General features: G+C 56.7%; 20 protein-coding genes. 11 read left to right on the forward strand and 9 right to left on the reverse strand.

The annotated features are described in order from the left end of the window. Positions 1-125 precede the first annotated feature (125 nt). Both gpmI and secG read left to right on the forward strand, forming a co-directional pair. Complete coding sequence (gene gpmI / locus DXY10_RS11725) at positions 126-1,757, forward strand: 2,3-bisphosphoglycerate-independent phosphoglycerate mutase (protein WP_244282284.1); 1,632 nt, start codon at positions 126-128, stop codon at positions 1,755-1,757. Positions 1,758-1,781: 24 nt separating this feature from the next. Then, a complete protein-coding gene (gene secG, locus DXY10_RS11730) occupies positions 1,782-2,012 on the forward strand; it encodes a preprotein translocase subunit SecG (protein ID WP_115019499.1) in 231 nt (76 codons plus the stop codon). 419 nt (positions 2,013-2,431) lie between these two features. Here secG and DXY10_RS11735 read toward each other — a convergent pair whose 3' ends face one another. The 3 genes from DXY10_RS11735 to groES all read right to left on the reverse strand — a co-directional run bounded on the left by DXY10_RS11735 (position 2,432) and on the right by groES (position 5,464). Then, entirely contained in the window at positions 2,432-2,788 is a 357-nt protein-coding gene (locus tag DXY10_RS11735) for a hypothetical protein (protein WP_115019501.1), read from the reverse strand. Positions 2,789-3,416: 628 nt separating this feature from the next. After that, positions 3,417-5,051 carry a chaperonin GroEL gene (gene groL / locus DXY10_RS11745; RefSeq protein WP_115019504.1) on the reverse strand — a complete coding sequence of 545 codons (1,635 nt, stop codon included), beginning with the start codon at positions 5,049-5,051 and terminating at the stop codon, positions 3,417-3,419. A gap of 101 nt (positions 5,052-5,152) precedes the next feature. Continuing rightward, the gene (gene groES, locus DXY10_RS11750) at positions 5,153-5,464 is read right to left on the reverse strand and encodes a co-chaperone GroES (protein WP_115019506.1); all 312 of its coding nucleotides are present in this window, start codon (positions 5,462-5,464) and stop codon (positions 5,153-5,155) included. A 239-nt stretch (positions 5,465-5,703) separates the two neighbouring features. On the opposite strand from groES, the gene atpD reads away from it, so the two are divergent. Then, positions 5,704-7,164: a F0F1 ATP synthase subunit beta gene (atpD, locus tag DXY10_RS11755; protein ID WP_115019508.1), complete on the forward strand. Its 1,461-nt coding sequence runs from the start codon at positions 5,704-5,706 to the stop codon at positions 7,162-7,164. Positions 7,165-7,242: 78 nt separating this feature from the next. Further along, positions 7,243-7,644 (forward strand): ATP synthase F1 subunit epsilon, encoded by a 402-nt coding sequence (gene atpC, locus DXY10_RS11760; RefSeq protein WP_115019509.1) that lies wholly within the window; start codon positions 7,243-7,245, stop codon positions 7,642-7,644. A gap of 299 nt (positions 7,645-7,943) precedes the next feature. Here the strand turns inward: atpC and DXY10_RS11765 are convergent, their stop codons facing one another. Further along, the gene (locus DXY10_RS11765; RefSeq protein ID WP_115019511.1) at positions 7,944-8,459 is read right to left on the reverse strand and encodes a 30S ribosomal protein PSRP-3; all 516 of its coding nucleotides are present in this window, start codon (positions 8,457-8,459) and stop codon (positions 7,944-7,946) included. Between the two features lie 78 nt (positions 8,460-8,537). Here DXY10_RS11765 and DXY10_RS11770 point away from each other — a divergent pair, with 78 nt between their 5' ends. Both DXY10_RS11770 and DXY10_RS11775 read left to right on the forward strand, forming a co-directional pair. After that, a complete protein-coding gene (locus DXY10_RS11770) occupies positions 8,538-9,332 on the forward strand; it encodes a TIGR01548 family HAD-type hydrolase (protein WP_115019512.1) in 795 nt (264 codons plus the stop codon). Continuing rightward, positions 9,329-10,486 (forward strand): calcium:proton antiporter, encoded by a 1,158-nt coding sequence (locus tag DXY10_RS11775; protein WP_244282286.1) that lies wholly within the window; start codon positions 9,329-9,331, stop codon positions 10,484-10,486. The genes DXY10_RS11770 and DXY10_RS11775 overlap by 4 nt, the downstream gene beginning before the upstream one ends. 7 nt (positions 10,487-10,493) lie before the next feature. Here the strand turns inward: DXY10_RS11775 and DXY10_RS11780 are convergent, their stop codons facing one another. Further along, positions 10,494-11,870 (reverse strand): aminopeptidase P N-terminal domain-containing protein, encoded by a 1,377-nt coding sequence (locus tag DXY10_RS11780; protein ID WP_115019514.1) that lies wholly within the window; start codon positions 11,868-11,870, stop codon positions 10,494-10,496. Positions 11,871-11,881: 11 nt separating this feature from the next. On the opposite strand from DXY10_RS11780, the gene DXY10_RS11785 reads away from it, so the two are divergent. Genes DXY10_RS11785 through ald form a run of 5 tightly spaced genes read left to right on the forward strand, consistent with a single transcriptional unit; the run spans position 11,882 to position 17,742 of the window. Then, a complete protein-coding gene (locus DXY10_RS11785; RefSeq protein WP_115019516.1) occupies positions 11,882-12,898 on the forward strand; it encodes a CNNM domain-containing protein in 1,017 nt (338 codons plus the stop codon). Further along, on the forward strand, positions 12,895-14,241 hold the full coding sequence (locus DXY10_RS11790; RefSeq protein WP_371411152.1) for a GTP-binding protein: 1,347 nt from the start codon (positions 12,895-12,897) through the stop codon (positions 14,239-14,241). Before DXY10_RS11785 ends, DXY10_RS11790 begins: the two co-directional genes overlap by 4 nt. Further along, complete coding sequence (locus DXY10_RS11795) at positions 14,238-14,825, forward strand: nicotinate-nucleotide adenylyltransferase (RefSeq protein ID WP_115019518.1); 588 nt, start codon at positions 14,238-14,240, stop codon at positions 14,823-14,825. The genes DXY10_RS11790 and DXY10_RS11795 overlap by 4 nt, the downstream gene beginning before the upstream one ends. Before the next feature lie 6 nt (positions 14,826-14,831). Further along, positions 14,832-16,574, forward strand: coding sequence for an NAD+ synthase (locus DXY10_RS11800; protein ID WP_115019519.1), 1,743 nt, complete (start codon positions 14,832-14,834; stop codon positions 16,572-16,574). A gap of 28 nt (positions 16,575-16,602) precedes the next feature. After that, positions 16,603-17,742, forward strand: a complete 1,140-nt coding sequence (gene ald / locus DXY10_RS11805) for an alanine dehydrogenase (protein ID WP_115019521.1) — start codon at positions 16,603-16,605, stop codon at positions 17,740-17,742. 213 nt (positions 17,743-17,955) lie between these two features. Here ald and DXY10_RS11810 read toward each other — a convergent pair whose 3' ends face one another. From DXY10_RS11810 to DXY10_RS11825, 4 genes are all read right to left on the reverse strand, one after another. Then, positions 17,956-19,977, reverse strand: coding sequence for an ATP-binding cassette domain-containing protein (locus DXY10_RS11810; RefSeq protein ID WP_244282288.1), 2,022 nt, complete (start codon positions 19,975-19,977; stop codon positions 17,956-17,958). 146 nt (positions 19,978-20,123) lie between these two features. Then, positions 20,124-22,370 carry an ATP-binding cassette domain-containing protein gene (locus DXY10_RS11815; protein WP_115019524.1) on the reverse strand — a complete coding sequence of 749 codons (2,247 nt, stop codon included), beginning with the start codon at positions 22,368-22,370 and terminating at the stop codon, positions 20,124-20,126. Further along, a complete protein-coding gene (locus DXY10_RS14925; RefSeq protein ID WP_244282289.1) occupies positions 22,367-23,077 on the reverse strand; it encodes a hypothetical protein in 711 nt (236 codons plus the stop codon). Before DXY10_RS14925 ends, DXY10_RS11815 begins: the two co-directional genes overlap by 4 nt. Positions 23,078-23,784: 707 nt before the next feature. Further along, on the reverse strand, positions 23,785-25,467 hold the full coding sequence (locus DXY10_RS11825) for a TolC family protein (RefSeq protein ID WP_115019526.1): 1,683 nt from the start codon (positions 25,465-25,467) through the stop codon (positions 23,785-23,787). Positions 25,468-25,469: the final 2 nt, after the last annotated feature.

The raw sequence follows: 25,469 nt of genomic DNA on the forward strand, positions 1-25,469 counted from the left end.
GAGGCCACTCAGTTTATGAGCGTTGGCGTGAGCAAAACCTGACCGACCCCAGAGCAGCCATCGCGATCGGGGCCTCTGGAGGTAACTTGAATATGGAGAAGCTCTTAAGAACGAATAGCCGCGGAGTGAGCGTGACGATTAGCAGTGATAAAGCCATCAATCGCAGCATCCCAGTCGCGCCGGTGGTTCTGGCCATCCTCGACGGCTGGGGACATCGGGAGACAGAGACCCATAACGCCATCCGTAGCGCTGCAACGCCTGTGATGGATGCCCTCTGGCATGCGTATCCCCACAGTCTGATTCAAGCCAGCGGTGCTCACGTGGGCCTTCCTGCCAACCAGATGGGCAATTCCGAGGTGGGGCATCTCACGATCGGGGCAGGCCGGATCATCCGCCAAGAGTTGGTTCGCATCACGGAAACGGTCCGCAATGGTGAGCTGAGCCAGACCCCTGCCCTGGCCCAGCTGGCTGAGTCGCTGCGCAGCAGCGGTGGCACGCTCCATCTGCTGGGGCTGTGCTCCGACGGCGGGGTCCACAGCCATGTGGATCACCTCTGTGGCCTCTTGCAATGGGCAGCGGACGCGGGCATCAGCCGGGTCGCCATTCATGCGATCACCGATGGCCGCGACACACCCACCGAAAGCGCCCCCCGTTACATCCAGCAGGTGCGCAAAGCGATCAAAAGCAGCGGCATTGGCGAGATCGCCAGCCTGTGTGGACGCTATTGGGCCATGGATCGCGACCACCGTTGGGAACGGACCGCCAAGGCCTACACCTTGTTCACCGACCCGGCGGTCGACATCAGCGACAGCGATGTGGAGGCGGCCCTGGCCGCCAGCTATGCAGAAGGCATTACCGATGAATTCCTCGAACCTGTTCGGCTAAGCGACACCTTCCTGCGGGATGGCGATGGGCTGGTGATGTTCAACTTCCGTCCCGACCGTGCTCGCCAGCTGGTCCAGGCCCTCACAGTCCCATCCTTCGAAGGGTTCGAACGAGCCAATCAACCCAAATTGGAGGTGGTGACATTCACCCAGTACGAAGCCGGGCTCCCTGTTGCCGTGGCCTTCCCCCCTGAATCCCTTGACCATCTCCTTGGACAAGTGGTTGCTGAACATGGTCTCAAGCAATACCGGACGGCAGAAACGGAGAAATATCCCCATGTGACCTATTTCCTGAACGGCGGCATCGAACAGCCTCTAGAGGGAGAAGAACGCCATTTGGTGCCGTCACCACGAGTGGCCACCTACGACGAAGCCCCTGCCATGTCGGCTGACATCCTTACCAACAGCTGCATTGCAGCGATCGAGAAGGGTGAATACTCGTTGGTGGTGATCAACTACGCCAATCCGGACATGGTCGGCCACACGGGCGTGATGACAGCAGCCACAGAAGCCATACAAACCGTTGATCACTGCATCGGCCGCCTGCTTGATGCGGTGGGTCGCATGGGAGGCACCCTGCTGATCACTGCGGATCACGGCAATGCAGAGCTCATGCAGGGCCCTGACGGTCAGGCCTGGACCGCACACACCACGAACCCTGTGCCCGTGATTCTGGTGGAAGGCGAGAAGCGCAAGGTCGCAGGGATGGGCAATTCGATCAATCTCCGCGACGACGGCGGCCTGGCCGATATCGCGCCAACCCTGCTCCAGCTGCTAGAGCTTCCGAAGCCGGAAGCCATGTCAGGATCCAGCCTGATCGAAGCGGTCGAAGCCGGGTCTGCCTTCAGTGCCAGACTTCCCCAACCGGTCTAATTCATCACCCCTATTTCTGTAGATATGCTCACTTCCATTCTCTCCTGGGTCTGGATAGGCAGTGGACTCATTCTCATCCTTCTGGTGTTACTGCACAGTCCCAAGGGCGATGGCATGGGTGGTCTTGCCGCTAGCGGCAGCTCAATGTTTACGAGTGCAAGTAGCGCAGAATCCACGCTCAACCGCATCACATGGACCTTCCTTGCAATTTTTCTAACTCTGGCCGTGATCCTCAGCGCGGGCTGGCTCAGCTAATGCTCAATTCATTGATACATTCAAGGCTCTAAATCAAAAATAGTCAATACGTCACTGAACTAGGCAAGCATCGTAGGCATGGCCTTATTCCCACAGGGAATATTTGCATGATTACTTGCAGCACCCCAACTCTTTCTCAACCTGCAAAGGAGAGCAGACACTGGGCCCACTGCAATAGGGGAAACTTAATTCATCATGTTCCAGGAGCTGGGAAGGCAGATCATTCTTGCCCTATGCAGAGGAATCCTGCTCTTTCAAGGCCGGAGACTGGCTCCAATCCTTCAGCATTGGGCAATGCCTGCTAGCAGCTGGGATCTTCTTTGAATCATCCAGTTCTATTATTAGCGACTACCAAAATTGGAGAAAGCGAAGGCAGCCTTACCGGTAAAAATGCATCCAACCGTTTTCAAGGAGTAATCCTATTTGGATTGATTGGGCTCCTGCAATCCTGACCGGATAAATGCAACGGACTTCTGCACCCTCTCGATTTCATAGTCCGTCTTAACCTTCTGCTTCTCCAACACCTCCACCCTCTTGAGGAGATCTTCAAGCAACTTGTTCTGGAGGGATTCGACCTGAACCTGCCTCTTTTTGGCATCAGGCACTGGAACAGACGAGACAGCAGCATCCAGCACTGCACCACCCGTTTCCAGATAAACCTCTGCCAACCTCTCCAGCACCTTTGTGTATTGCTTTCCCTGTTGCTTACAGAGACCCCTAAACCGGTTCAGAGTGTCCGGAGAAAAGTTGGCAGCAAAGGCACCTGGCCTTGACATAGAAGGGCAAAGGTATTGATACAACTATATCGGTGTTGTAGAAGCTAGGGGGGCCAATTTGCCCCCTCCGGACTCCAGCCGCGCCAGCCACTTGACGACGATTGCTTCCGGAAGTCACTGAAGGAACAGGTCAATGTCCTCCTTTTTGTGGAGACCCCTAATCCATGGGGCGCGTTTCCCCTGGGTTGAGACTTCAAAAGAACAATGAATCGCTCCATTGGAACGGCCACCGAAGGCTCGTTCGGCGCACAACAAGACAAGCAGAGGCAGATCCTGCAAACCATCCAGCAAACAGGCACCAGCCCTTGTACAGGCATGCATAGACATACCTATACAAACTGTCCAATCTTGGCATTGCAGACGCAACCCAGCCAACCACTGGACCCCACCAATCCATCCATCTACCTGACGCAATCTGCATTGCTGCACCTATATCCACCTATGCGACTGATGCCGCACAATGCTCCACACAAAACATCCAGCAGTGCTGATAGGGACTCAACAAGGAACATGTTCCACGCAACCCGAAACGGGCAGGCAATCAAAAAGGGGCACCAAAGTGCCCCCAAAAGCGTGTCTGTGACGTCACTGAAGCGTTCGGGAGGACATGAACCCTCCCAGAAACTCATCAGTAGTCGAAGTCGCCGCCGCCCATGCCGCCAGCGGCGGGAGCAGCATCCTTCTTCTCAGGCATGTCAGCAACGATGCACTCGGTGGTCAGAACCATGCCGGCGATCGACGCGGCATTCTGCAAGCCAGAGCGAGTCACCTTGGCAGGATCAACGATGCCTGCAGCGAGCATGTCGACATAGTCGCCATTGGCAGCGTTGTAACCCTCGTTGAAGGACTTGGCCTTCACGTTTTCAGCCACAACCGCACCATTGACACCTGCGTTCTCAGCAATGCGCATCAGGGGAGCGGTTAGAGCCGCAGCCACGATGTTGGCACCGATCAGCTCTTCGCCGCTGAGAGTGTCAGCAGCCCACTGCTCCAGAGCGGGAGCCAGGTGAGCCAGGGTGGTGCCGCCTCCGGGAACAATGCCCTCTTCGACAGCCGCTTTAGTCGCATTGATGGCGTCTTCGAGACGAAGCTTCTTGTCCTTCATCTCGGTTTCAGTGGCTGCACCAACCTTCACCACGGCCACGCCGCCGGAAAGCTTGGCCAGGCGCTCCTGAAGCTTTTCCTTGTCGTAGGTGGAGTCAGTTTCCTCCATCTGCTTCTTGATCTGCTCGCAACGAGCGCTGACATCAGACTCGTTGCCTTCGGCAACGATGGTGGTGGTGTCCTTGTTGATGGTGACGCGACGAGCGGTGCCCATCATTTCCAAGGTGGCGTTGTCGAGCTTGAGGCCGCGGTCCTCAGTGATCAACTCACCATTTGTGAGAACAGCCATGTCCTCGAGCATGGCCTTACGGCGATCGCCAAAGCCAGGGGCCTTCACAGCGGCCACGTTGAGAACACCACGCAGACGGTTCACCACCAAAGTGGCGAGAGCTTCCTTCTCGATGTCCTCAGCAATGATCAGCAGAGGCTTGCCGGTGCGGGCGATCTGTTCGAGCACAGGAACCAGGTCCTGCACCAGGCCGATCTTCTTGTCGGTGAGGAGGATGTAGGGGTCTTCGAGGACGGCCTCCATCCGCTCGGTGTCGGTAGCGAAATAAGGGGAGATATAGCCCTTGTCAAAGCGCATGCCCTCGGTGACCTCGAGCTCGGTCTCCATGGACTTGCCCTCTTCGAGGGAAATCACACCTTCCTTACCAACCTTGTCCATGGCGTCGGCAATCATCTTGCCGACTTCTTCGTCGTTACCGGCAGAAATGGTGCCCACCTGAGCGATCGCATTGCTGTCAGCGATCGGCTTGGCATGCTCCTCAATCTTGGCAACCAGGAAGTCAGATGCCTTGTCGATCCCCTTCTTGAGGGTGATGGCGTTGGCTCCAGCAGCCACGTTGCGCAGGCCCGCCTTCACCATGGCGTGAGCCAGAACTGTCGCGGTGGTGGTGCCATCACCAGCTGCGTCATTCGTCTTGGACGCAGCCTGACGAATCAGAGCCACACCCGTGTTCTCGATGTGGTCCTCGAGCTCGATCTCCTTGGCGATGGTGACGCCATCGTTAATGATCTGAGGGGCGCCGAACTTCTTTTCAAGGACAACGTTGCGCCCCTTGGGGCCCAGGGTGACGGCAACGGATTCGGCGAGAATGTCGATGCCTTTTTCGAGAGCGCGACGGGCGTTCTCGTTGTAAATGATGCGCTTTGCCATAGCGGGCGAAGGGAATGAGAGAAAAAGAAAAACCTGATAGGTCCGGGATGATCCGGAGGACCAAGTGCGTCAGCCGGGTCGAAACGACGCGATGGACTTGATCAGTTCACAACTGCGAGAATGTCTTTCTCGGAAAGAAGCACGTACTCATCGCTACCGAGCTTGATGTCAGTGCCGGCATACTTGCTGTACAAGACTTTGTCGCCGACCCCAACCTCAGGAGCCTGACGGCTGCCGTTGTCGTTGCATTTGCCGGGGCCAACCTGAACGACTTCACCCACCTGGGGCTTTTCCTTGGCAGTGTCAGGAAGAAGGATGCCACCAGCAGTGGTTTCTTCGGAAGCAGACACCTTGATGAAGATGCGGTCTCCGAGTGGCTTAACGGTGGAGACGCTGAGGGAAACAGCAGCCATGGTTGATTGCGGAAGCAGAAAAGAGGGCGTCGAGCGCCGCGCATCGACTCAGAGGCGACTGGCACTCAAGGTCGATGACTGCCAACCTATGCCTCAGCAGCAGGGTCCGACTACCACCTGAGCGTGCGGTTGACCGAACCATGCTCAGCCAACGGTTGCGGTGGTATGGTTGCGCCGCTCAGGAAGGGAATGCCTTCAGAGCATTGTTTTGCTCCGTTCCCTCGAACTCTTCCTTTCTTATGGCTGCTGCTGCTACCGCCGGTACCAAGGGTGTTGTCCGTCAGGTCATCGGTCCGGTTTTGGACGTGGAGTTCCCCGCCGGCAAGCTGCCCAAAATCCTGAATGCGATTCGGATTGAAGGCAAGAACACGGCAGGTGAACAGGTTGCTCTCACCGCAGAAGTTCAGCAACTGCTTGGTGACCACCGCGTCCGCGCCGTGGCCATGAGCGGTACTGATGGTCTGGTGCGTGGCATGGATGCCATTGACACCGGTGCTGCCATTTCCGTGCCTGTTGGCGAGGCCACCCTGGGGCGCATCTTCAACGTGCTCGGTGAGCCTGTTGATGAGCAAGGCCCTGTTAACACCACCACCACAGCCCCGATTCACCGTGACGCTCCCAAGCTCACCGAGCTTGAGACCAAGCCCAAGGTGTTTGAAACGGGCATCAAAGTGATCGACCTTCTGGCCCCCTACCGTCAGGGCGGCAAGGTTGGCTTGTTCGGGGGTGCCGGAGTCGGCAAAACCGTTCTTATTCAAGAGCTGATCAACAACATTGCCAAGGAGCACGGTGGTGTCTCCGTGTTCGGTGGTGTGGGTGAGCGCACCCGTGAGGGCAACGACCTCTACGAGGAATTCAAGGAATCCGGGGTGATCAACTCCGAGGACCTTTCCAAGTCGAAGGTGGCCCTTTGCTACGGCCAGATGAACGAGCCCCCCGGCGCCCGGATGCGCGTGGGTCTCTCCGCTCTGACCATGGCGGAGCACTTCCGCGACGTGAACAAGCAGGACGTTCTGCTGTTCGTCGACAACATCTTCCGCTTCGTGCAGGCCGGTTCCGAAGTGTCCGCACTTCTCGGCCGCATGCCTTCCGCTGTGGGCTACCAGCCCACCCTCGGCACCGACGTGGGTGCTCTCCAAGAGCGTGTTGCTTCAACCGTTGAAGGATCCATCACCTCGATTCAGGCGGTTTACGTCCCTGCTGACGACCTCACCGACCCCGCTCCTGCGACCACCTTTGCTCACCTCGATGCCACCACGGTGCTGAACCGTGCCCTGGCCTCCAAAGGCATTTACCCCGCTGTGGACCCTCTGGATTCCACCAGCACCATGCTGCAGCCAGCCGTTGTGGGTGACGAGCACTACCGCACCGCTCGCGCCGTGCAGTCCACCCTGCAGCGCTACAAGGAGCTCCAGGACATCATTGCCATTCTTGGTCTTGACGAACTCTCAGAAGACGATCGTCAAACTGTTGACCGCGCTCGCAAGATCGAGAAGTTCCTCTCCCAGCCCTTCTTTGTGGCTGAGATCTTCACAGGCATGCCTGGCAAGTACGTCAAGCTGGAAGAAACCATCAGCGGCTTCAACCAGATCCTCGCCGGTGAATTGGATCAACTGCCGGAGCAGGCCTTCTACCTTGTTGGCAACATCGATGAAGTCAAGGCCAAGGCTGAGAAGATCGCCTCCGAAGCCAAGGGTTGATTCGTGAATAGGGACATCATTTTGATGTCCCTATCTTCTTCTTTTATGGCTTTTTTCGCTCCCACGTTCTGACTTCCCATGTCCCTCACCCTTCGCGTGCTGGCGCCCGACCAGAGCGTGTTTGATGGTTCCGCTGATGAGGTCATCCTCCCCAGCACCACAGGCCAACTTGGCATCCTCCCCGGCCACGTTTCTCTCTTGGCCGCTCTTGATGTTGGTGTACTACGCGTACGTACTAACAACGACTGGCAGTCCATCGCTCTGATGGGCGGTTTTGCAGAAGTTGAAGCTGACGATGTCACAGTTCTGGTCAACGCTGCCGAGCTAGGAAGCAGCATCGACACCAATAAAGCCGCGACTGAACTGGAATCAGCGCGGGCCAATGTCACCCGCCTGGAAGGCCAGCCCTCCACACCGGAAAAAGTCAAAGCTCAGCAATCGCTTGATCGTGCTCGTGCACGCATGCAAGCCAGCAAGTAATCAAGACTGCAGGGTCCAACCCCGCAACACAGAAGGCCGGAGAGATCAAACTCTCCGGTTTTTTTGTGCCTGGAGAACAGATCGCGTTCGTCGCCACCTCTCCATCCTCACAGCTGGCCTGATCAGGCCCAACCACTGCTTGGTACCAGCCAAGATCAAGCAACAGCCCGAACAATCCCTACCAGCGGCAAGGCTCCAAACGCTGCCATAGGGAAGCAACCGGCCACCGGCGAGGACCATGAGGCAAAAAAAACGACCCGGCTCAGCAGGTCGTCGAAAATCCAAGGCTGAAAGCCAAATCAAGCGGTTCCGCAAAAAGTGACGTCGGGGAACTTGAGTTTGGCCTCGTCGAGGCTCTTGCCCTTGCCCTCCTCTTGCCAATAGTTAATGACCTCAGTGGCCTTGTTAAGCACCTCAACCCGCTCGTTGTCGGTAATCCAACTCTTGCCCTCGAGTTCGCTCTTGAGGGTTTCCCAGGCATCCTCACGGGGCCAGAAGAAATAAGCAGTGAGGGGGCTGGGACCGCCACCAACGATCTGATCGACAGCCAGAGCCACGTTGTCGGGCAGCCACAGGATCTTCAGTAAGAAACGGCCTTCATCGGCTTTGGGGGTATAGCCGGAGGGCACACCATCAGCATCGATGGTGGCCGAGGCAAGTGCAGCACTGCCGCCACGCATGACCGGACGGCCTTCCTTGGGTTCCTGCTCCTGTTCAGTGCTGCCGGTTTCCGGCGCTTCCTGGGGGGCGGAATCGGCTGCTGGTGCTGCGGTTGCGACCTCCTGGTCGGCAGCAGCGCCTTCGGAAACCGTCATGGTGTCAGCGCTCAAGAATTCAGGACAAAGAACTAACCTACCAGCCGCCCCAACCTTGGATGATCTCTGGACCGATCCATTGCACCGCCCAGCTGCCTCCTGCTGTTTGACATCGATGGAGTCATCCGCGATGTGGCGGGTAGTTACCGCCGTGCCCTGCAATCCACGGTGGAGCATTACTGCGGCTGGTGCCCTGAACCGAGCTGCATCGACGCTCTCAAGGGAGAAGGCGTCTGGAACAACGACTGGGACGCAAGCCTGGAACTGTTGCGACGGCACTGGATCAGCCATCCAATCGACAAGGCGACGCTGCCCGACCGTGATGCACTGATCACGGTCTTCAGCCGCTTTTATTTCGGCGCCAATCCAGACGGCGAGCCAGAGGCCTGGGACGGCTACATCTGTGATGAACCGTTATTGGTGGACCCAGGATTCTTTTGCACCCTGACGAACCGCAATGTGCGCTGGGGATTCGTCAGTGGGGCCGAACCTCCTTCCGCACGCTTTCTTCTCTCCAAACGACTGGGGCTGATCAACCCAGCCTTGATCGCCATGGGGGATGCGCCAGACAAACCTGACCCCAGCGGATTTCTGCGCCTGGCAGCCGAATTACTTGGCCAGCCCTTCTCCGCGACGGCACCTCCTGTGGGCTACCTAGGCGACACCGTGGCAGACGTCCACACCGTGATGCGAGCTCGGGAACAGTGGCCTCAACAACGCTTTGTCAGTTTGGCGGTGGTTCCTCCCCATCTGCAGACAGTCAACCAAGCTGAGGCGCGTGCTCGTTACGAACAGGCCCTCCAAGAGGCCGGTGCGGATGTGATCCTCAGCCAGACCACTGAAGCGTTGAACTGGGTGAAGGACCTGTCGTGATTGCCACGCTTAGGAAGGAATGGGCACTGCTGCTCGGACTCCTCACCCTGGTTGTGATTGAGGCCAGTGAGCTGCTGACGTGGCTGCTTGATCAATCCGCGAGTCTGGTACTGGGGGGGCTCAGCCTGCTGAGTCTGCTTGTGCTCGCGCTGGCACGTCGGATCGCGAGCCAAGCGGATCATCTCGCTGAAGCCCTTGGAGAACCGCTGGGCACGCTTGTTCTCACCGCTTCGGTGATCGTGATCGAACTGGCGCTCGTCTCCAGCACGATGCTCACAGGCGAGAGCAACCCAACCCTTGCCAGGGATTCGATGTTCTCGGTGCTGATGATCGTGCTCACCGGCGTGAAGGGAATCACCCTGATCCTGGCGTCGCGCTTCCAAAAGCAAGGCCGTGACACACCCATGCAGCCTGAAGACCTGGCAGCGATCAACCAGAGCGGCGCCTCCGCTTACATCAACCTGATCACCACAATGAGCGTGCTGGTTCTGGTCTTGCCCAATTTCAGCCAGGACAGTCTCGATGCGAACTACTCCCTCCCGATTAACTGGCTGCTCGCGCTGGTGTCGATTGGGCTCTATGGAATCTTTCTGCGCTTGCAGGTGGGCAGTTATCGCAATTTGTTTCTAGACACACCTGAACAACTGGCGCTCAGCCAGGGACGGGAAGCAAACGCCGAAGAGCATCAGCCATCAGGCGAAGTCCAGGAAAGCGTGCGCCGTCATGGCGTCTTGATGGCCAGCGGTCTTTTGGTGTTGGTTCTGCTCGCGGAGTCCATGGGCAGCCTGATCGAAACCGGCATTACAGACCTGGGCTTACCCAGCTCCCTGGGGGGACTTTTGGTTGGACTGCTGGTGGTGGCGCCTGAAGCACTGAATGCCTTCCAGGCCGCCGGCCGTGGCGAGCTGCAACGCTCACTGAATACGCTCTATGGGTCCTCACTTTCCACCCTCTGTCTCACCGTGCCAGCGGTCCTGCTGATAGGTGAATGGACTGGAACGGAAGTGATTCTCGGCCTTGAGCCACTCGAATCGGTGCTGCTGGTACTAACCCTTGTGCTGGTGCGCCCAATGAGCGGGCGAGTGAATGAGCTGGATGGGCTCATGCTGCTCACCGTGGGAGTGGTATGGATCGCCTTACAGCTCGTGGGGTAAGGGAGATTCACCCCTCAATATCGACAGTCTCCTTGAGCGCCGCGGCCGTGAGCACCTCATGGCCGCAGGCCACCTCGGAACAATCACGCACCGCCACATCGTCCTCAATACGGATACCGATGCCCTTCCAACGCTCCTCGATGGCGGGCTGGCCTTCAGGAACAGGCAAACGGTCGCTCACATACAGCCCAGGCTCCACTGTCAGCACCATGCCCGGGCTGAGACTCACCGGATGCTCACCCAAGCGGTAGGCACCCACATCGTGCACATCAAGGCCCAGCCAGTGACCTGTTCGATGCATGTAGAGATGGCGGTAGGCGCCCTGCTCAATCACGCCATCGGCATTCCCAGCAAGCAGCCCCAAATCCAGCAGGCCCTCGACAAGCACGCGCAGAGCCGTGGCATGCACCTCTTCGGCGCTGCCGCCAGGCTTCACCGCGGCAATCGCAGCGTTCTGAGCGTCCAGAACCAGCTGATAAAGAGCCCGTTGCTCACCACTGAAGCGCCCATTGATCGGGAAGGTGCGCGTGATGTCTCCGTTGTAGTAGTCACTGATCGAGCAGCCTGCATCGATCAATAGCAAGTCGCCATCTCGCAACACGGCACTGTTGGCGATGTAATGGAGCACGCAGGCGTTATCTCCACCGGCCACGATCGATCCGTAAGCAGGCCCCCGCGCACCAGAGGCGAGGAAGTGCTGCTCGATCACAGCTTGGATCTGCCGTTCACTTCCACCGGGTGCCGCCGCCTGGCGCGCCAGTTCATGGGCCTCGGCTGAGATCCCACAGGCCTTCCGCAGGCGTTCGAGCTCCTCAGGGGTCTTCTGCAGACGAAGACGATGCAGCAGCGGGCAGGGGGCCACCAGGGCCAGGGCAGCCGATCCGACGCGAGGCTGGCGATCCAGCTGGCCAGCCCAGGCCTTGAGCACCAATGGCTCCACTCTCGGATGGTGACCGACGCGAAAGGCAATGCCCTCCGCGCCCTGGAGATAGTCCGGCAGCAAGGTGGATAAATCCGCCAGGGGATGGGCAATATCCACCCCGAAATGGTGAACAACGCCCTCGGTTCCCCAGCGTCTCCCGGTCCAAACTTCGGCGCCGGGTTCACGCGGCTGAACGAACAAGACGTAGCGCTCGCCCTCTGGGCGATGGGGCAGCAGCAGCGCCACGGCATCGGGCTCATCGAAACCGGTCAGGTACCAGAAGTCACTGTTCTGACGGAACGGCCATTCACAGTCGGCATGGTGGGTGACCAGCGGTGCAGCAGGGATGACGGCCGCGGCTCCACCGAGCAGCTCGAGGAAGCGCTGGCGCCGCTCGGCGTGGCAGTGCTGATCGATCACGGCGGAGACAGAGCGACAGGGAACCGTCAGGATGGCAGGCAAAGCGTCCCGGCATGAGCTCCGATCTACTGATCCTGGTGTTGATGGTGGTGGTAGTTCTCGCCGGGTCCGCCCTCTGCTCGGGTGTCGAAGCCGCTCTGCTCTCCGTCAACCCCGTGCGCCTGCACGAACTGGCCAGTCGCACCAAGCCCCTTGCAGGTGCTCGCACCCTGGCCCGCCTACGGCAACGCCTGGGGCGCACCCTGTCGGTGCTGGTGATCGCCAACAACGCCTTCAACATCTTTGGCAGCATGATGTTGGGCGGGTATGCCGCCTGGGTGTTCCAGCAGCACGACTTCAGCGAGGTCGCTTTACCGCTGTTTTCTGTAGCACTCACAGTGCTGGTGATTCTCCTTGGCGAGATCCTGCCCAAGGCCCTCGGCACACGCTTAGCCCTGCCGGTAGCCCTCAGCAGTGCACCAGTGCTGCAAGCCCTTGGGGTGCTGATGCGGCCACTGGTGCTGCTGCTCGAACGGCTACTTCCTGCAATCACAGAAGAGAACGAGATCAGCACCGACGAGAACGAGATCCGGCTCCTTGCACGCCTGGGATCCCAGAAGGGGCAGATCGAAGCCGATGAAGCGGCGATGATCGCCAAGGTGTTTCAGCTCAATGACCTCACTGCCCGTGAGCTGATGACCCCGCGGGTGGCGGCCCCAACCCTGGCCGGCAGCGCGAGCCTGCATCAACTACGCCAACAGTTGGTCGATAATTCCTCTCCATGGTGGGTAGTCCTGGGCAAGGAAGTCGACAACGTGTTGGGCGTCGCTAGCCGTGAGAATCTGCTCACCGCTCTGCTGGAACACAAAGGTCATCTCAGCGCCTTCGACCTGGCAGAACCAGTCGAATTTGTTCCCGAAATGATCCGGGTTGACCGTTTGCTCACAAGCTTTCGACGCGACAACAGCGGGGTGCGGGTGGTTGTGGATGAATTCGGTGGCTTTGTAGGGGTGATCGGAGCCGATTCCGTCCTGGCTGTGCTGGCCGGCTGGTGGCGCAAATCCTCAGCAACCACCGGAGCGACACCGTGAGGGACGTGTCGCCACCCACGCTGGAGCATGCCCTGGAGCTGCTGCATCGCTGGCGCAGTGAACTCAGCCTCAGCGGCAGAGAACGCAGCACGCTGGCCGGAAGCATGACCCACCTTGACCGGCAGATGCAAAGGCTGCGCGATCGCCGTCTTCGCGTGGCCGTTTTCGGCAGAGTGGGGGTAGGCAAGTCAAGTCTGGTCAATGCTCTCGCTGGGGAGGCGCTGCTCGCCACCGACGTTGCCCATGGCTGCACGCGCCTCCAGAAAGCAGTGGCCTGGCCACAGACAATCCCAGGTCTGCAGGGGGTGGAACTGGTGGACACCCCTGGAATCGACGAAGTCTCTGCTGAAGCGCGAGCCCGCTTAGCCGCGCGTGTTGCTCTGCAATCGGATCTGGTGCTGCTGGTGCTCGATGCCGACATCAGTCGAGTCGAACTCGACGCCCTCGACAGCCTTGTGGCAAGCGGCAAACCGGTGCTGCCAGTTCTGAATCGGAGCGATTGCTGGTCTGAACCGGAACGCCTCAGCCTGCTGGCCAGCATTCGGCGGCGCATCAGTGACCACTGCGGTTCCACTGCTGGCCTGAGTCTGCGCTCACCAGTGGCGGTGGCCGCTGCACCACGACAGGCCATTCTTCTCCAAGACGGTCGGGTCAGAGGCCATCGGCAACCGGCACGCGTCGATGCACTGCATCAGGTTCTGGTCCAGCTTCTCAGCGCGCAAGGGGCACCGCTTCTTGCCCTCAATGCCCTACGGCAAGCCGACAGACTGCAACGACAGATCGAACAAGGGCGTTTGCAACGCAGACGCCGTGATGCCCAAAGTCTGATTGGTCGCTTTGCCGCACTCAAGGCCACAGGAGTGGCAGCCAACCCACTAGTGATTGTCGATCTAGCCGGTGGACTGGCCTGCGACACCGCCTTGGTGATGCAGCTTTGCCAGCTCTATGAGCTGCCGATGGGAGGCCCAGCGGCCCGGCGCCTGCTCCAACGACTCTCAGGCCACAACGCCCTGATCGGTGGCGCACAACTGGGCATTCAGGCCGCACTGGCCGGCATCCGCCAGCTGCTCTTGGCAGCGGTGCCGTTCACAGCAGGCCTGAGTCTCGCCCCGGCAGCCCCCGTGGCCATCGCCCAGGCAGCCCTGGCAGTTCATACCACCCGCCGGACGGGCCGACTCACGGCCCGCTGGCTGTTGGAACAACAGGGACGCGGACGCCGCAGTCAACCGGTGCCAGCCTCCCTCCTGCGTCACCTGGCAGGCAGCGATCCAAACTTGCGCCTCTTGTTGAACGACTGGCCCCATCACAGCCAGCGGAAAAGCATCGCGGATGTGCTGCCATGAGTGCCATCGCTCTGCTTGGCACCAGCGCTGATCCACCCACCTGTGGCCATCAGGCCCTGCTTGAGCAATTGCTGGCCCATTTCACTCGCGTTGTTACCTGGGCCAGTGACAACCCAGGCAAGCAACATGCCCTACCGCTTGCACAGCGAGGCGCACTGCTGCAAGCACTGGTGCAGTCCGTCGGTGATCCGCGCCTGACACTGGTGCAAGAGCTCAGCAGTCCCTGGGCCATCACCACGCTTGAACGAGCTGAGACCCTCTGGCCTGGCCAGGTGCTTTGCTTCGTCATTGGCAGCGACCTCATGGATCAGGTCTTGCGTTGGAAAGAGGCCGACGCACTTCTGGCCCGCTGTCGGCTGATCATCGTGCCTAGGGAAGGCTGGCCCGTGAACCACACCGCCATCGCCATGCTCCGAAGCCATGGTGCCCAGCTGGATGTGCTCCCACTGCACATACCGGGAACGGCCAGTTCCAACGTCCGACGCGACACTGATCCCTCTCAAATCCCAGCAGTACTAAGGCCACTGCTGATGCAGAACAAGTTCTACGGTTTCAACGCAGACTCCGGTTCAGCCGCTCTCTAAAGGTCCATGCGCATCGCCCTGGCCCAGCTCAACCCCCTCGTCGGTGACCTGGCCGGCAATGCCAACAAGATCCTTCAGTCCTGCCGTCAAGCCAGCAGACTTCAGGCGGACCTGGTTGTCACGCCAGAGCTGGGCTTGTGGGGATATCCGCCACGAGATCTGCTGCTCAACCGTTCTCGCGTCGCCCAGCAGCAGTCGGTGATGGAGCGACTCAGCCTTGATCTCGATGCACTCTCACCGGCCCTAGGTGTCCTGGTTGGACTGGTAGATCCTGCCGAGGATGGCCAGCAACCACGACTGTTCAATGCCGTCGCTCTGATCCGCGGCGGGCAATGGAAGGTGGTGGGGCGAAAGCAATTGCTGCCCAGCTACGACGTCTTTGATGAAAGCCGCTATTTCCGCCCGGCCAGCGCCCCGTCCAGTTTTAACTTCAAAGTTGACAACCGTGATTGGCAGCTTGGACTGAGCCTCTGTGAAGACCTCTGGGTCGATCCAGGCCTGCATAGGGAGCGACTATGCGGGCCCGATCCAATCGGAGCCCTTGCCGAGCAAGAGATCGATCTCCTGCTCAATCTCTCCGCTTCCCCTTTCGGGCGACACAAGCAGGCAGTCCGACATCAGCTGGCCCAACAGGCAGCCTCTCGCCTGGATTGCCCAGTGGTCTATGTCAACCAGGTAGGAGGAAACGACGAATTGGTGTTCGATGGCGCCAGCTTCGTGATGGTTCCCGCCACAGCTGATCCATACACACAAACGTCTGCAGGCAGCGGCACACCGCTTGGGCTGGCCCTGCAGCTACCCAGCTACAGCGAAGAGCTAGCCGTATGGGAAGCCGTCACCACCCCCGACCAAGCACAGGCAACAACGGCGATGCCGGTGGAAGAGAGCCTATTCCGCGCCCTTGTTCTCGGGGTATGCGACTACGCCGGAAAATGCGGATTCGACCAAGCCCTGCTGGGCCTGAGTGGAGGCATTGATTCGGCTTTGGTGGCAGTCATCGCAGCGGCGGCTCTGGGTCCCGACCAGGTGGAAGGACTCCTGATGCCATCTCCCTGGAGCTCAAAGGGGTCGATCGAGGATGCGGAAGCCCTTGCAAAGCGCCTGGGACTCCGCACTCACACCGTGCCGATTTCCGCCTTGATGGCCAGCTTCGATGCCAGCCTCACACCGGTGATGCAAGAGGCACCCGCGAATGTGACCGCCGAAAATCTGCAATCACGCATCCGCGGCACCCTGCTGATGGCCGTAGCCAATCAGCAGGGCCAGCTGCTGCTCTCTACAGGCAATAAATCGGAGCTTGCCGTGGGCTACTGCACTCTGTACGGCGATATGAACGGTGGACTGGCCGTGATCGGTGACCTCTACAAATCGACCGTGTTTGCACTCTGCGACTGGCTGGACAGCAACGCAGCCTTGGCATGCCGTGAAGACCTCAATCTGCCGGGAGGAGGGGAACTGGTGGGCCGAGTGATCCGCGAAAAACCACCGAGTGCTGAACTCAGGCCGGAGCAAAAAGATAGTGATTCCCTTCCGGATTACGCCGTGCTCGATCCGCTGCTGCGCGATCTGATCGAGGAGCGCTGCGGCCGGGAAGAACTGCTGGAGCGAGGCCATTCGGCAGAGGAGGTCGACAGGGTGCAACGACTGTTCCGCCGTGCTGAGTTCAAACGCCGCCAGGCAGCGCCTTTGCTAAAGGTGAGCAGCCAGGCATTCGGGACCGGATGGAGGCTGCCGATCGCAGCCAGCTGAGCCAGATTGAGGGCACTTCCACGCAACCATGGTCCACTCCGTCCTGACGGCGCCGATGGCCACGATCGGCGTGCCAAGCGAAATCAAAGTCGATGAGCAACGGGTCGCGCTGACTCCAGATGCAGTACGAGAACTGGTGACTCAGGGGCTTGAGGTGCGGGTCCAGAGTGGTGCTGGCTCGGGTGCTGGCCTCAGCGACGCTGACTTTGCAGCCGCCGGAGCAAGGGTTGTGACCAGGGAGGAAGCCTGGGCAGCCCATTTGATCGTGAAGGTGAAGGAACCACAGGAGGAGGAATTCGACTTTCTCCGCGACGACATGGTTCTATTCACTTATCTCCACCTTGCCGCCTATCCGAAAGTTGGAGAGGCGCTCTTAGAGGCGGGGACCACAGGTGTGGCCTACGAAACGGTGCAGCTGGAGAACGGCAGCCTCCCGCTGCTGGCCCCGATGAGTGAAATCGCCGGGCGACTGGCAGCACAGGTGGGAGCCCATTTGCTGGAACGCCCCCATGGTGGCCGTGGTGTGCTGATCGGAGGATGCACAGGCGCGCGACCGGCACGGGTTGTGGTGCTGGGGGCCGGCACCGTGGGCTGGAACGCGGCGAGGCTGGCGGCCGCCATGGATGCGGAAGTGATGCTGCTGGATCGCTCTCCCGAACGGCTTCGGAGCCTGGAGGCCGATCGGCGCGGTCGCCTGATGAGCGTGGTCAGTAGTCGCGGCCTGTTGGAGCGGCTCGTGCCCAGCGCCGATCTCCTCATTGGGGCTGTGCTCACGCCAGGTGGTCGGGCACCGACGCTTGTGGACGAAGAGATGGTCAAGCAGATGAAGCCGAATTCGGTGATTGTTGATGTAGCGATCGACCAGGGCGGCTGCGTGGCAACCAGCAGGGAAACCACCCACACCAACCCAACCGTAAAAATCCATGGAGTGCAGCACTATGCCGTCGGCAACATGCCTGGAGCCGTGCCGTTTACGTCCACGGAAGCCCTAGTGAGCGTCACTCTGCCTTACATCATTGGAATCGCCGGACGCGGCCTTGAAGAAGCTGTGACGGAACGACCTGAGCTTCTGTCAGGCCTGAATACTGTGCAGGGGGCGGTCTGTCATCCCAGCGTGGCGAAGGCCCTGGGAGTGCAGCCACGTCACCCGATGGCATGCCTGCGCTGAGAATGAACTTGAGAGGCCGAGAATCTAAAACTCGATCTTTCACTTCCAGTTAGACAAAAAATCCAAACTCGGCGACCAATCCCAGAAGCACACTGCACTGGTAAGCACACTGCATTCACGCAACTCAGAAGGAAACTTTGAGCGAATTCCAGAAAAGAATAAACACAACCACTCAATTGACATAATTCAAACAACCATCCATGGCTTGAAACATTAGTGACTGGCCAACATGCGCTTCAGATAGCCGTGGTCTTTGAGCACATTCCAGCTACCCGCCTCAGCCTGCTTTCCCTTTTCGAGGATCACGATCTGATCGGCACCTCGAATAGTGGAGAGCCTGTGGGCAATACTGATACGGGTGATTCCAAGAGAATTGACCACCTCAGTAATGTGCTGCTGGGAGCGATTATCAAGCGCACTGGTGGCCTCATCAAGAATCAAGACTTTGGGGTTAGTGATCAGCGCTCTGGCGATAGCGATACGCTGCACCTGACCTCCAGAGACATTGCCGCCAGAATCACTCAAGAGAGTTTCCAACTGCATCGGCATGGCCCGAATCTCATCAGCAACAGCAGCACGTTCAAGCACCTCCCATATCCGCTCCTCACTATATTGAATACCTCCAGATACCACGTCATAGATCGAACCCGCATTCAAGCGCGCGGTCTGCATCACGACCCCCAGCTGACGCCGATAGGTACGAATTGCGAGCTGAGTTATAGGGATGCCATCAACAAGAACCTCACCGCCCTGAGGCAAAGTGAAACCAAGCAACATACGAACGAGCGTTGTCTTTCCACACCCACTAGGCCCCGTAATCGCAGTATGCAGACCAGAGGGAATCTCAAACGAGAGATTATCAAATAGAAGACCAACACTACCCGGGAATTCATAAGCAATGCGCTGAAGTCGAAACTCACCACGCAACTGATGATGCAAGGCATCCGGCTGAAACCCTTGCTCCACATCGGCATACATCACAGGCTCCGCCCTCTTCCAGAGCACAGCCGCCCTCCCTGCAGTATTAGCGAGAAGATTCACAGCATTGGTGATAGATCCATTAAAACTCACAAAAGCTGCGTTAAATGAAATAAAATCAACAACAGTCTGATTTACATCAAGTCCCCCAGGCGAGGAAAGAATTCGACAAGCAATCACCGCAAACAAAAACAGCGACGCAATCGGGCCCACAAGAGTGCCATACTGCTCAATCGCATCTCCATAAACGTTGTTTCTCAACTGCAAAAGGGCGTAGCGGCTCACCTCACGCAGCCAGCGAAGCAAAAGAAATGGCTCAGCTCCAGCACTACGAATCTGAGGCATCCCCATCACCGACTGAAGAGAAAAATTAGTGATCTCGGCACCAGCCTCAAGCAAAGGCAATTGCAAACGAATCGACCGAAAAGTGATCAGCAGAATACAAGCCAAAGCAACAAGCGTGAACAACGAGGCCCATAGCGCAAGCTCTCTATCGTAAACAAACATCAGCACAAAATAACTAGAAGAAAACAGGGATGAGATCAATGTCGCCAGCACACCACTACCAAGCAACTGACGAAGCTGACTAATTGAATTCACCCTAGAAGCGAGATCACCTGTTGAGTATCGGCTAATAAAACTCATCGGCAGACGCATCAGCCTGTCCCAGACAGCAGACTGGAGGCGAAGATCAGCGACGCTCTCCAGCCGCAACATCATCAGGTTCTGAAGAAATGAAGTAGCAATCGAACCAATAACAATCAACACCACAACTACGACACCCTCGACGAGCAACTGCTGATCATTTTGAGGCAGAATCTGGCTCACCAAGGTATTGGTAAGCATGGGAATAGAGAGATTAAACAACATCACAACTCCCGAGGTGATCACCAGCGCTAAAACAGCAGCCAGGTCTGGTGAAAAGGCAAAGCCGAGCACAGACAAGGGTCCGCTCACAACCGGGGGTAAAGATGGATAAATCTCATAGGCCTCATCCATCAGAATGACTCCCTGATCAGCAGGAAAATGCGCCTGCTGATGGGCGCTGTAAATCCAGTTCTCACCCCCCTTCCTATACAAAGCCATGGGCTGATGATGATCAGCTCCAAACACGATCATCAAAGGAAATTCATTGTCGTTTGTGGCATCAAGATCCCAATGATTGGTGCTCAGATCACGTGGTGCTGTGATACGACGGTGGTGAATATCGTTGTAGTCCAAAAGCTGCACCAACCCACCCCCAGGCAGAGGCTCCAAGTGCTGGTCTCGACGGCCCAGCCGTGCCATGCAGAATCCCAACAAGCGCAGTTCTGGGTATTGATCCTGCTCAGATGGGGAACTGAATAGAAGCTCCTCCTCTAAAGCACGGGCGGCGATTAAAGCCTGATGCGATTCATTCATACCTAACCGTCAAGCGCCTCTGACTGGAACCGCTCCTGATCAACAAGAGCATGAAAAGCACCGCGTTTTGCCAGCAACTGATCAGGTGAACCATGCTCCAGCACAGCACCATTCTTCATCACAAGAACTTGATCACTGCGAAGAGCCGCATCAAGGCGATGGGCAACATTCACGACCGTAATTCCACGCATTTTGATCGCATCGAGCACCTTGGACTGAGTAACGTTATCGAGGGCACTGGTAGCCTCATCAAACAAGAGAATTGATGGTTGACGCACTAAGGCTCGGCAGATTTCAAGACGTTGCCGCTCACCCCCACTGAGGTCACTACCATTGTCGTGAAGTCGACGCTGAAATGCTTCAGGGTGGCTATTAATTGTGTCGAGAATTTGCGAATCCTTGGCAGCATTTTCCAACTGGTTGAGAGCGTAACCAGGACGCCAGAGCGTGATGTTGTCACGAACAGTGGCATTAAAAACGAAGACCTGCTGAGGCACATAAGCAAGACTTTTCCGCATCACCCCATTGCCGTGGTCAAGCCATGGCATGCCATCAAAAAATAGCTCACCTGCCGAGGGCTGATATAAACCGGCAAGGAGACGAATCAACGTGGTCTTGCCAGATCCACTACCACCAACAATGGCCAGTTGCGTGCCAGCCGGAACCGTTAGATCCAGGTCCCGGATAAATGGCTCCGAAACGCGGTCAAAGGCAAAGGTCAAGCCACGCAGCTCGATCAAACCGCTTAGTCGCAAAGGAGAGCGATCAGACTCGGGCTGAGCCAAGGTAGACGCCGAATCAACACCTAAAGCCAAATCTGGAGAACTAATTTGGAAGCTATTGACAAGAGGATCATCTTCATTTTTATGCAGATCTTCAAGACGGCCAAGATTACCGATCAGACGCTGAAGCACAGAATTGAGCTGAGGAAGCGACGAAATTGGAGCAGTCAGTTGTGCCTGAAGGAACTGAAATGCCACAAGAGTACCCAGAGATATTTTGCCTGCAATAATCAAAAAACCACCGGCAGCAATAATCAGTACGTTCAGCAGGAAGGTGCTACCACTAGCCGCTATCGAAGAAAGCGTCGTCTGAATGCCAAGCATCTGATTCTGAATCACAACATTGCCAAAGCTCCCCTGCCACTGGCTCAGAAAATCAAACTCCAGGCCAGATGCCTTTAGCGTTTCAATATTATTAATTCCTTGAAGGCCTTTACCTTCTGCCTTCCCTTGCTCAATCGCAAGCTTGCGATTTGCATCATAGCGCTGCTCGGTAAGGAACCAGTTCAGAAGCAAATTAGAAAGCATGACCACCAACACCATCAATGCAAGCCAAGCCGAAACAGCAAAAGCAATCAACAGCACTAGGAGCCCAATCCAAAGCTCAACAAGAAAGCGCAATAGACGCGACACAACGACTTGCGTGGTCTCCATCCCAAGGAGCATTCTTCCTGCAATTTCCCCTTGAAAGCGTGCCTGATAGAAACCATAAGTAACCTGAAAAAGCTTTCGAAAGAGATCAGCAGCAAGCCGCTTCGACAACAACAATTCCATGCGCCTTAGAATCACAAACTGGATACTTAGCAGCGCCAACCAACCAAGGACTGACAACAACAAAAGCCAGACAATTGGAACCCCAAAATAAAGGCGTTGATTCTGGAGGAAGCTATCAATAAAAGTCGACGTTAATCCAGCGACAAGTAGAGCAATCACAGCCTGAGCAGTGGCCACGATCAACAACTGAACCAAAGAGGCTCGGTAGGGCCAAAGCGTGCTGAACAACCCGAGCAGAGGAGAACGTTCATCACCTCCAGCGGAAAAATCAGGACCTGGCTCGAACTCCAGAACCACGCCGGTGAAGCTATCGAGAAACTCCTCCATCAAGACCCGTACTTGGCCCTCTGCCGGATCACTCAGGAAGACGTGATGGCCTTTAAAGCCCTCAACCACAAGGAAGTGATTAAATCCCCAGAACACAACACAAGGGAACCGGCCGTTGTCTCGCAACTGCTCACCAGAACAGCGATAGGCCCTGGTCTTGAGGCCATAACGCCTAGCCGCAATCAACAGCTGCTTGGCATTGGAACCATCTCGGTTCACACCACAAGCCAAGCGAAGCTCACTGAGGTCAACCATTCGACCGAAATAGCCAAGAATGGTGGCCAGGGAAGCAGCACCACATTCAGCAGCCTCGTATTGAAGACGCGTTCGGGCTTTGACTCGATGACGCTCAAGTTTTCTCGTCATGATCTGCCTGCATTCGGCTGCCGAGAGGATGGTGTTCCTGGAGAGGAGCCTGGATCAGGCTGATCAGGTGGAGCGATTCCAAAAAAGCTGCGAATTGCAGGTAGAACCAGAGCAATCGGCGCCACACGTCGGGTTGTGATTTCCACGTTGAGGCGATCTCCAGGCGAGGGAGGGAAGGGGAGTTCGGAATTCGAACTCCACTGGTAGCCCCCACTGTTGGTCACATCACTCGCCCCGGAGCGCTGAAGCGCAAGGATGGCAAGCGTGGGGGAGGGATGCCTTGAGACAATGATTTGGGCCATCGCCTTCACACCAATACGAGCAGTGACCTCATCAACACCACTGGGCAAATTGGCCATCGACACCACACGACCTTTAATTCCGCCCACTTCCGATCGTTTGTAACCAGAGGGAGTGGCCAGTGCTTCCATCCCAGGGAAGACCTGGGCCCTCTGCTTACTACTGAGGAACACAGGCACCATCACCGGCTGGTCCAGCTGATTATCACTCAGCTCCATCAACACTTTTCCACGTACAACGCTTTCACCATCGTTAGGGATAAGACTCGAAAGATAGACATCCTTTGGGGCATAGATCAACTGCTGACTAATCACATTGGCCAACTCACCCTTGAGCTTCTGATAGGCCTGATCTCGCCGAGACGAGATCCGAATCAATTCAGTGTCATTACTATGGATTTGAGACATAGTATTAGCCACTTGCGATTGCTGATTAAGAATAGTTTGCCGATTCACATAACCTTGAGAAGCCAACTCCTTCATGTTTTCAAGATAAGAAAAACGGCTTTCATACTCCCTCTTCAGGATGTCTTGCTTGGAGGAAATATTTGCTTCCTCCTGCTCAGAATTGCTAATCACCCGCTGCAACTGATCAATCGCGCTACTCAAGCGCTCTAACTCTGCCGACGAGTGCACCCAGATCAACAAACGGCCTTTAGGAACAGCTAGACCCTTAAATTTCTGCTCTAGAATCCTGGCAAATCTACGTGATGAAGTCATACGGGCACCGTCAGCTGAAACTGACATACCAGACTGGCTAGCCTGATAAATCTCACGTGCCAGACTGGCCACATCCTGATCGCTGAACTGATCGGGTGAATGCATGAAACGTCGAGCCTTATCATGCCAAGCCCTGTGTGGCTTGTTGAACATGTAGACAGCGGCTCCATCCGTGGCACTCAGGCTGGAATTAATCGTGCTCACAGGAAGCAACACCCCAGTTCCCTGCACACTCACAGGGATGCGCGCCAACGTGGCCCACAGACTGCCTGAAATCGCAATCAAAGCGCCGAGCGCCAGGGTTGCACGCAATGGAGGGGTCAATAGTGTGACGGGCCCATCACGGTCACCGACGTGATGTCGCTTCTGAAGAGCTCGTTGACTGAAGAGTTTTGTCATGGCGAAGGGTTCTGGCGAATCGCATCGACGCGTTGATCAAGATGCTCCTCCACTCCACTAGGCCATGTTGCTGAGTAGCGATACAGCTCAGCAATGGAATTGTTATACGCCAGCACAGACGCAGAGACCTGCTTTGCAGCAGTTGAGAGCTGGGAAATCGTTTGGACAACACTGGTGATATCACCGACTCCAACAGAGAAGCGTACCCGAGAAGCTTCTTGAGAAATTTGTGCACTTTTATAGCCCTGGCTTGCACTCGCAATGGCTACTTTTGAAGTCTGCATTTGACCGTAACTCGAACGGACTTCAGCCACGATCTGGTTTTCCGTTTTGAACTTTTGGGCCATGTAGCCACGACTTCGAGAGAACGAAGACTGTGCGTTAGCAGCTTTAATGCCACCATCAAAAACCTGCCAAGTAAAGCCTATGCCAGCACCCGCGTTCCAGAGACGCGTCGTTTCGTAACCGAGGCCAGGATCTTTCGAGGTCGGAACAGAATATCCATTCAGCCCCTGCAAAGAGCCCGAACCAACGAACTGGAATACAGGAAGATAACTACGCAGCTCCGAAACACCGTTCCATTGGGCTGATTCTGAAGCAGCAAGATTGGCAAGGATTTCTTCGCGCTTACGCAGGGCATCACGGATGGTGACATCCAGTGGTTTCTCCCAGCCCCCTTGAGGAGCCGCCTTCTCACTAGGAAGCGCAAGTGTGTCGGGGGGCAGAGCCATCAGATCCGCCAACTTGGCTGTTTGATCAATATAGTTACGCGTATAGGAGATCAAATCACTCAACAGCAAGAATAACTGCGAGCGAGTTTTCTCCACATCCAATACCGTCACCATACCGATCCCTTTTTTAGCTTCGAGAACCTCCAACTGACGTCGATTAATAGCATAAATTTGCTGGAAGCTATCCATCAGCTGCTCACTACTTTGAATCGCAAAATAGGCCTTCTGAAGGTCTAGCACCAAACCTCTGGCACTCACCGAGAACAAATATTTTTGCTCGTCCAATGATGCTGAAGCAGAATTAATAACAGGCTGTCGCTTAGGATCAATGAAGCTCCAGCTAGCAGAGACAGCGGGGTAAACCTGAAACCTCTGACTTGTAAGAGCAATTTTCCTCGACGTAGATCTTGACAATTCACCAGCCATTGGAACATCTTCATACACCTCATCATCAACAGAACGTGCATATCTATTTTTCACATATGTGTCCCATTCGTAATTCGCGAAAGGGCTACCATTGAGCTGGAGCTTGGGATACCACTGACGTTGGGCAGCGATCAACGCCCACTCCTGATCTTGGATCGCCGTGAACGCCATCTCCAACTGTGGATTGAGCCGAACTCCTTCAGCGATGACCTGTTCAAGCGTCACCGCCACCCCATTCGCACGGATGGCCTCCTGAAGACGCTCCAACTCCTTGACAAGCTGATCAGGACTGACCAGGACTGCCTCATGTGAACGAGCACTACCTCCAGATACGCGTTCAGGCATAACCGGGACCTGCTGTGCTGCGCCAGCACCGAAAGGAGCGATGACGACAGCGCTCACCAGAATGGCAACAGCTCCCAGCTGCGAAGTTCGAACTGCTTTTATCAGTCGCCTGTAACTTTCCAGAAATTTAGCTTCAAAAAAATAGATTTCCAGCCCTAAACGACCAATGCGACACACGC

It is taken from the genome of Synechococcus sp. UW140 (assembly GCF_900474295.1).
GTDB lineage: Bacteria > Cyanobacteriota > Cyanobacteriia > PCC-6307 > Cyanobiaceae > Synechococcus_C.

Excerpts from the sequence above, each read along its gene's own strand:
- secG (WP_115019499.1), top strand. The coding sequence starts at position 1,782 with ATGCTCACTTCCATTCTCTCCTGGGTCTGGATAGGCAGTGGACTCATT.
- DXY10_RS11735 (WP_115019501.1), bottom strand. The coding sequence starts at position 2,788 with ATGTCAAGGCCAGGTGCCTTTGCTGCCAACTTTTCTCCGGACACTCTG.
- groL (WP_115019504.1), bottom strand. The coding sequence starts at position 5,051 with ATGGCAAAGCGCATCATTTACAACGAGAACGCCCGTCGCGCTCTCGAA.
- groES (WP_115019506.1), bottom strand. The coding sequence starts at position 5,464 with ATGGCTGCTGTTTCCCTCAGCGTCTCCACCGTTAAGCCACTCGGAGAC.
- atpD (WP_115019508.1), top strand. The coding sequence starts at position 5,704 with ATGGCTGCTGCTGCTACCGCCGGTACCAAGGGTGTTGTCCGTCAGGTC.
- atpC (WP_115019509.1), top strand. The coding sequence starts at position 7,243 with ATGTCCCTCACCCTTCGCGTGCTGGCGCCCGACCAGAGCGTGTTTGAT.
- DXY10_RS11765 (WP_115019511.1), bottom strand. The coding sequence starts at position 8,459 with ATGACGGTTTCCGAAGGCGCTGCTGCCGACCAGGAGGTCGCAACCGCA.
- DXY10_RS11785 (WP_115019516.1), top strand. The coding sequence starts at position 11,882 with ATGAGCTCCGATCTACTGATCCTGGTGTTGATGGTGGTGGTAGTTCTC.
- DXY10_RS11795 (WP_115019518.1), top strand. The coding sequence starts at position 14,238 with ATGAGTGCCATCGCTCTGCTTGGCACCAGCGCTGATCCACCCACCTGT.
- DXY10_RS11800 (WP_115019519.1), top strand. The coding sequence starts at position 14,832 with ATGCGCATCGCCCTGGCCCAGCTCAACCCCCTCGTCGGTGACCTGGCC.
- ald (WP_115019521.1), top strand. The coding sequence starts at position 16,603 with ATGGTCCACTCCGTCCTGACGGCGCCGATGGCCACGATCGGCGTGCCA.
- DXY10_RS11815 (WP_115019524.1), bottom strand. The coding sequence starts at position 22,370 with ATGACGAGAAAACTTGAGCGTCATCGAGTCAAAGCCCGAACGCGTCTT.
- DXY10_RS14925 (WP_244282289.1), bottom strand. The coding sequence starts at position 23,077 with ATGTCTCAAATCCATAGTAATGACACTGAATTGATTCGGATCTCGTCT.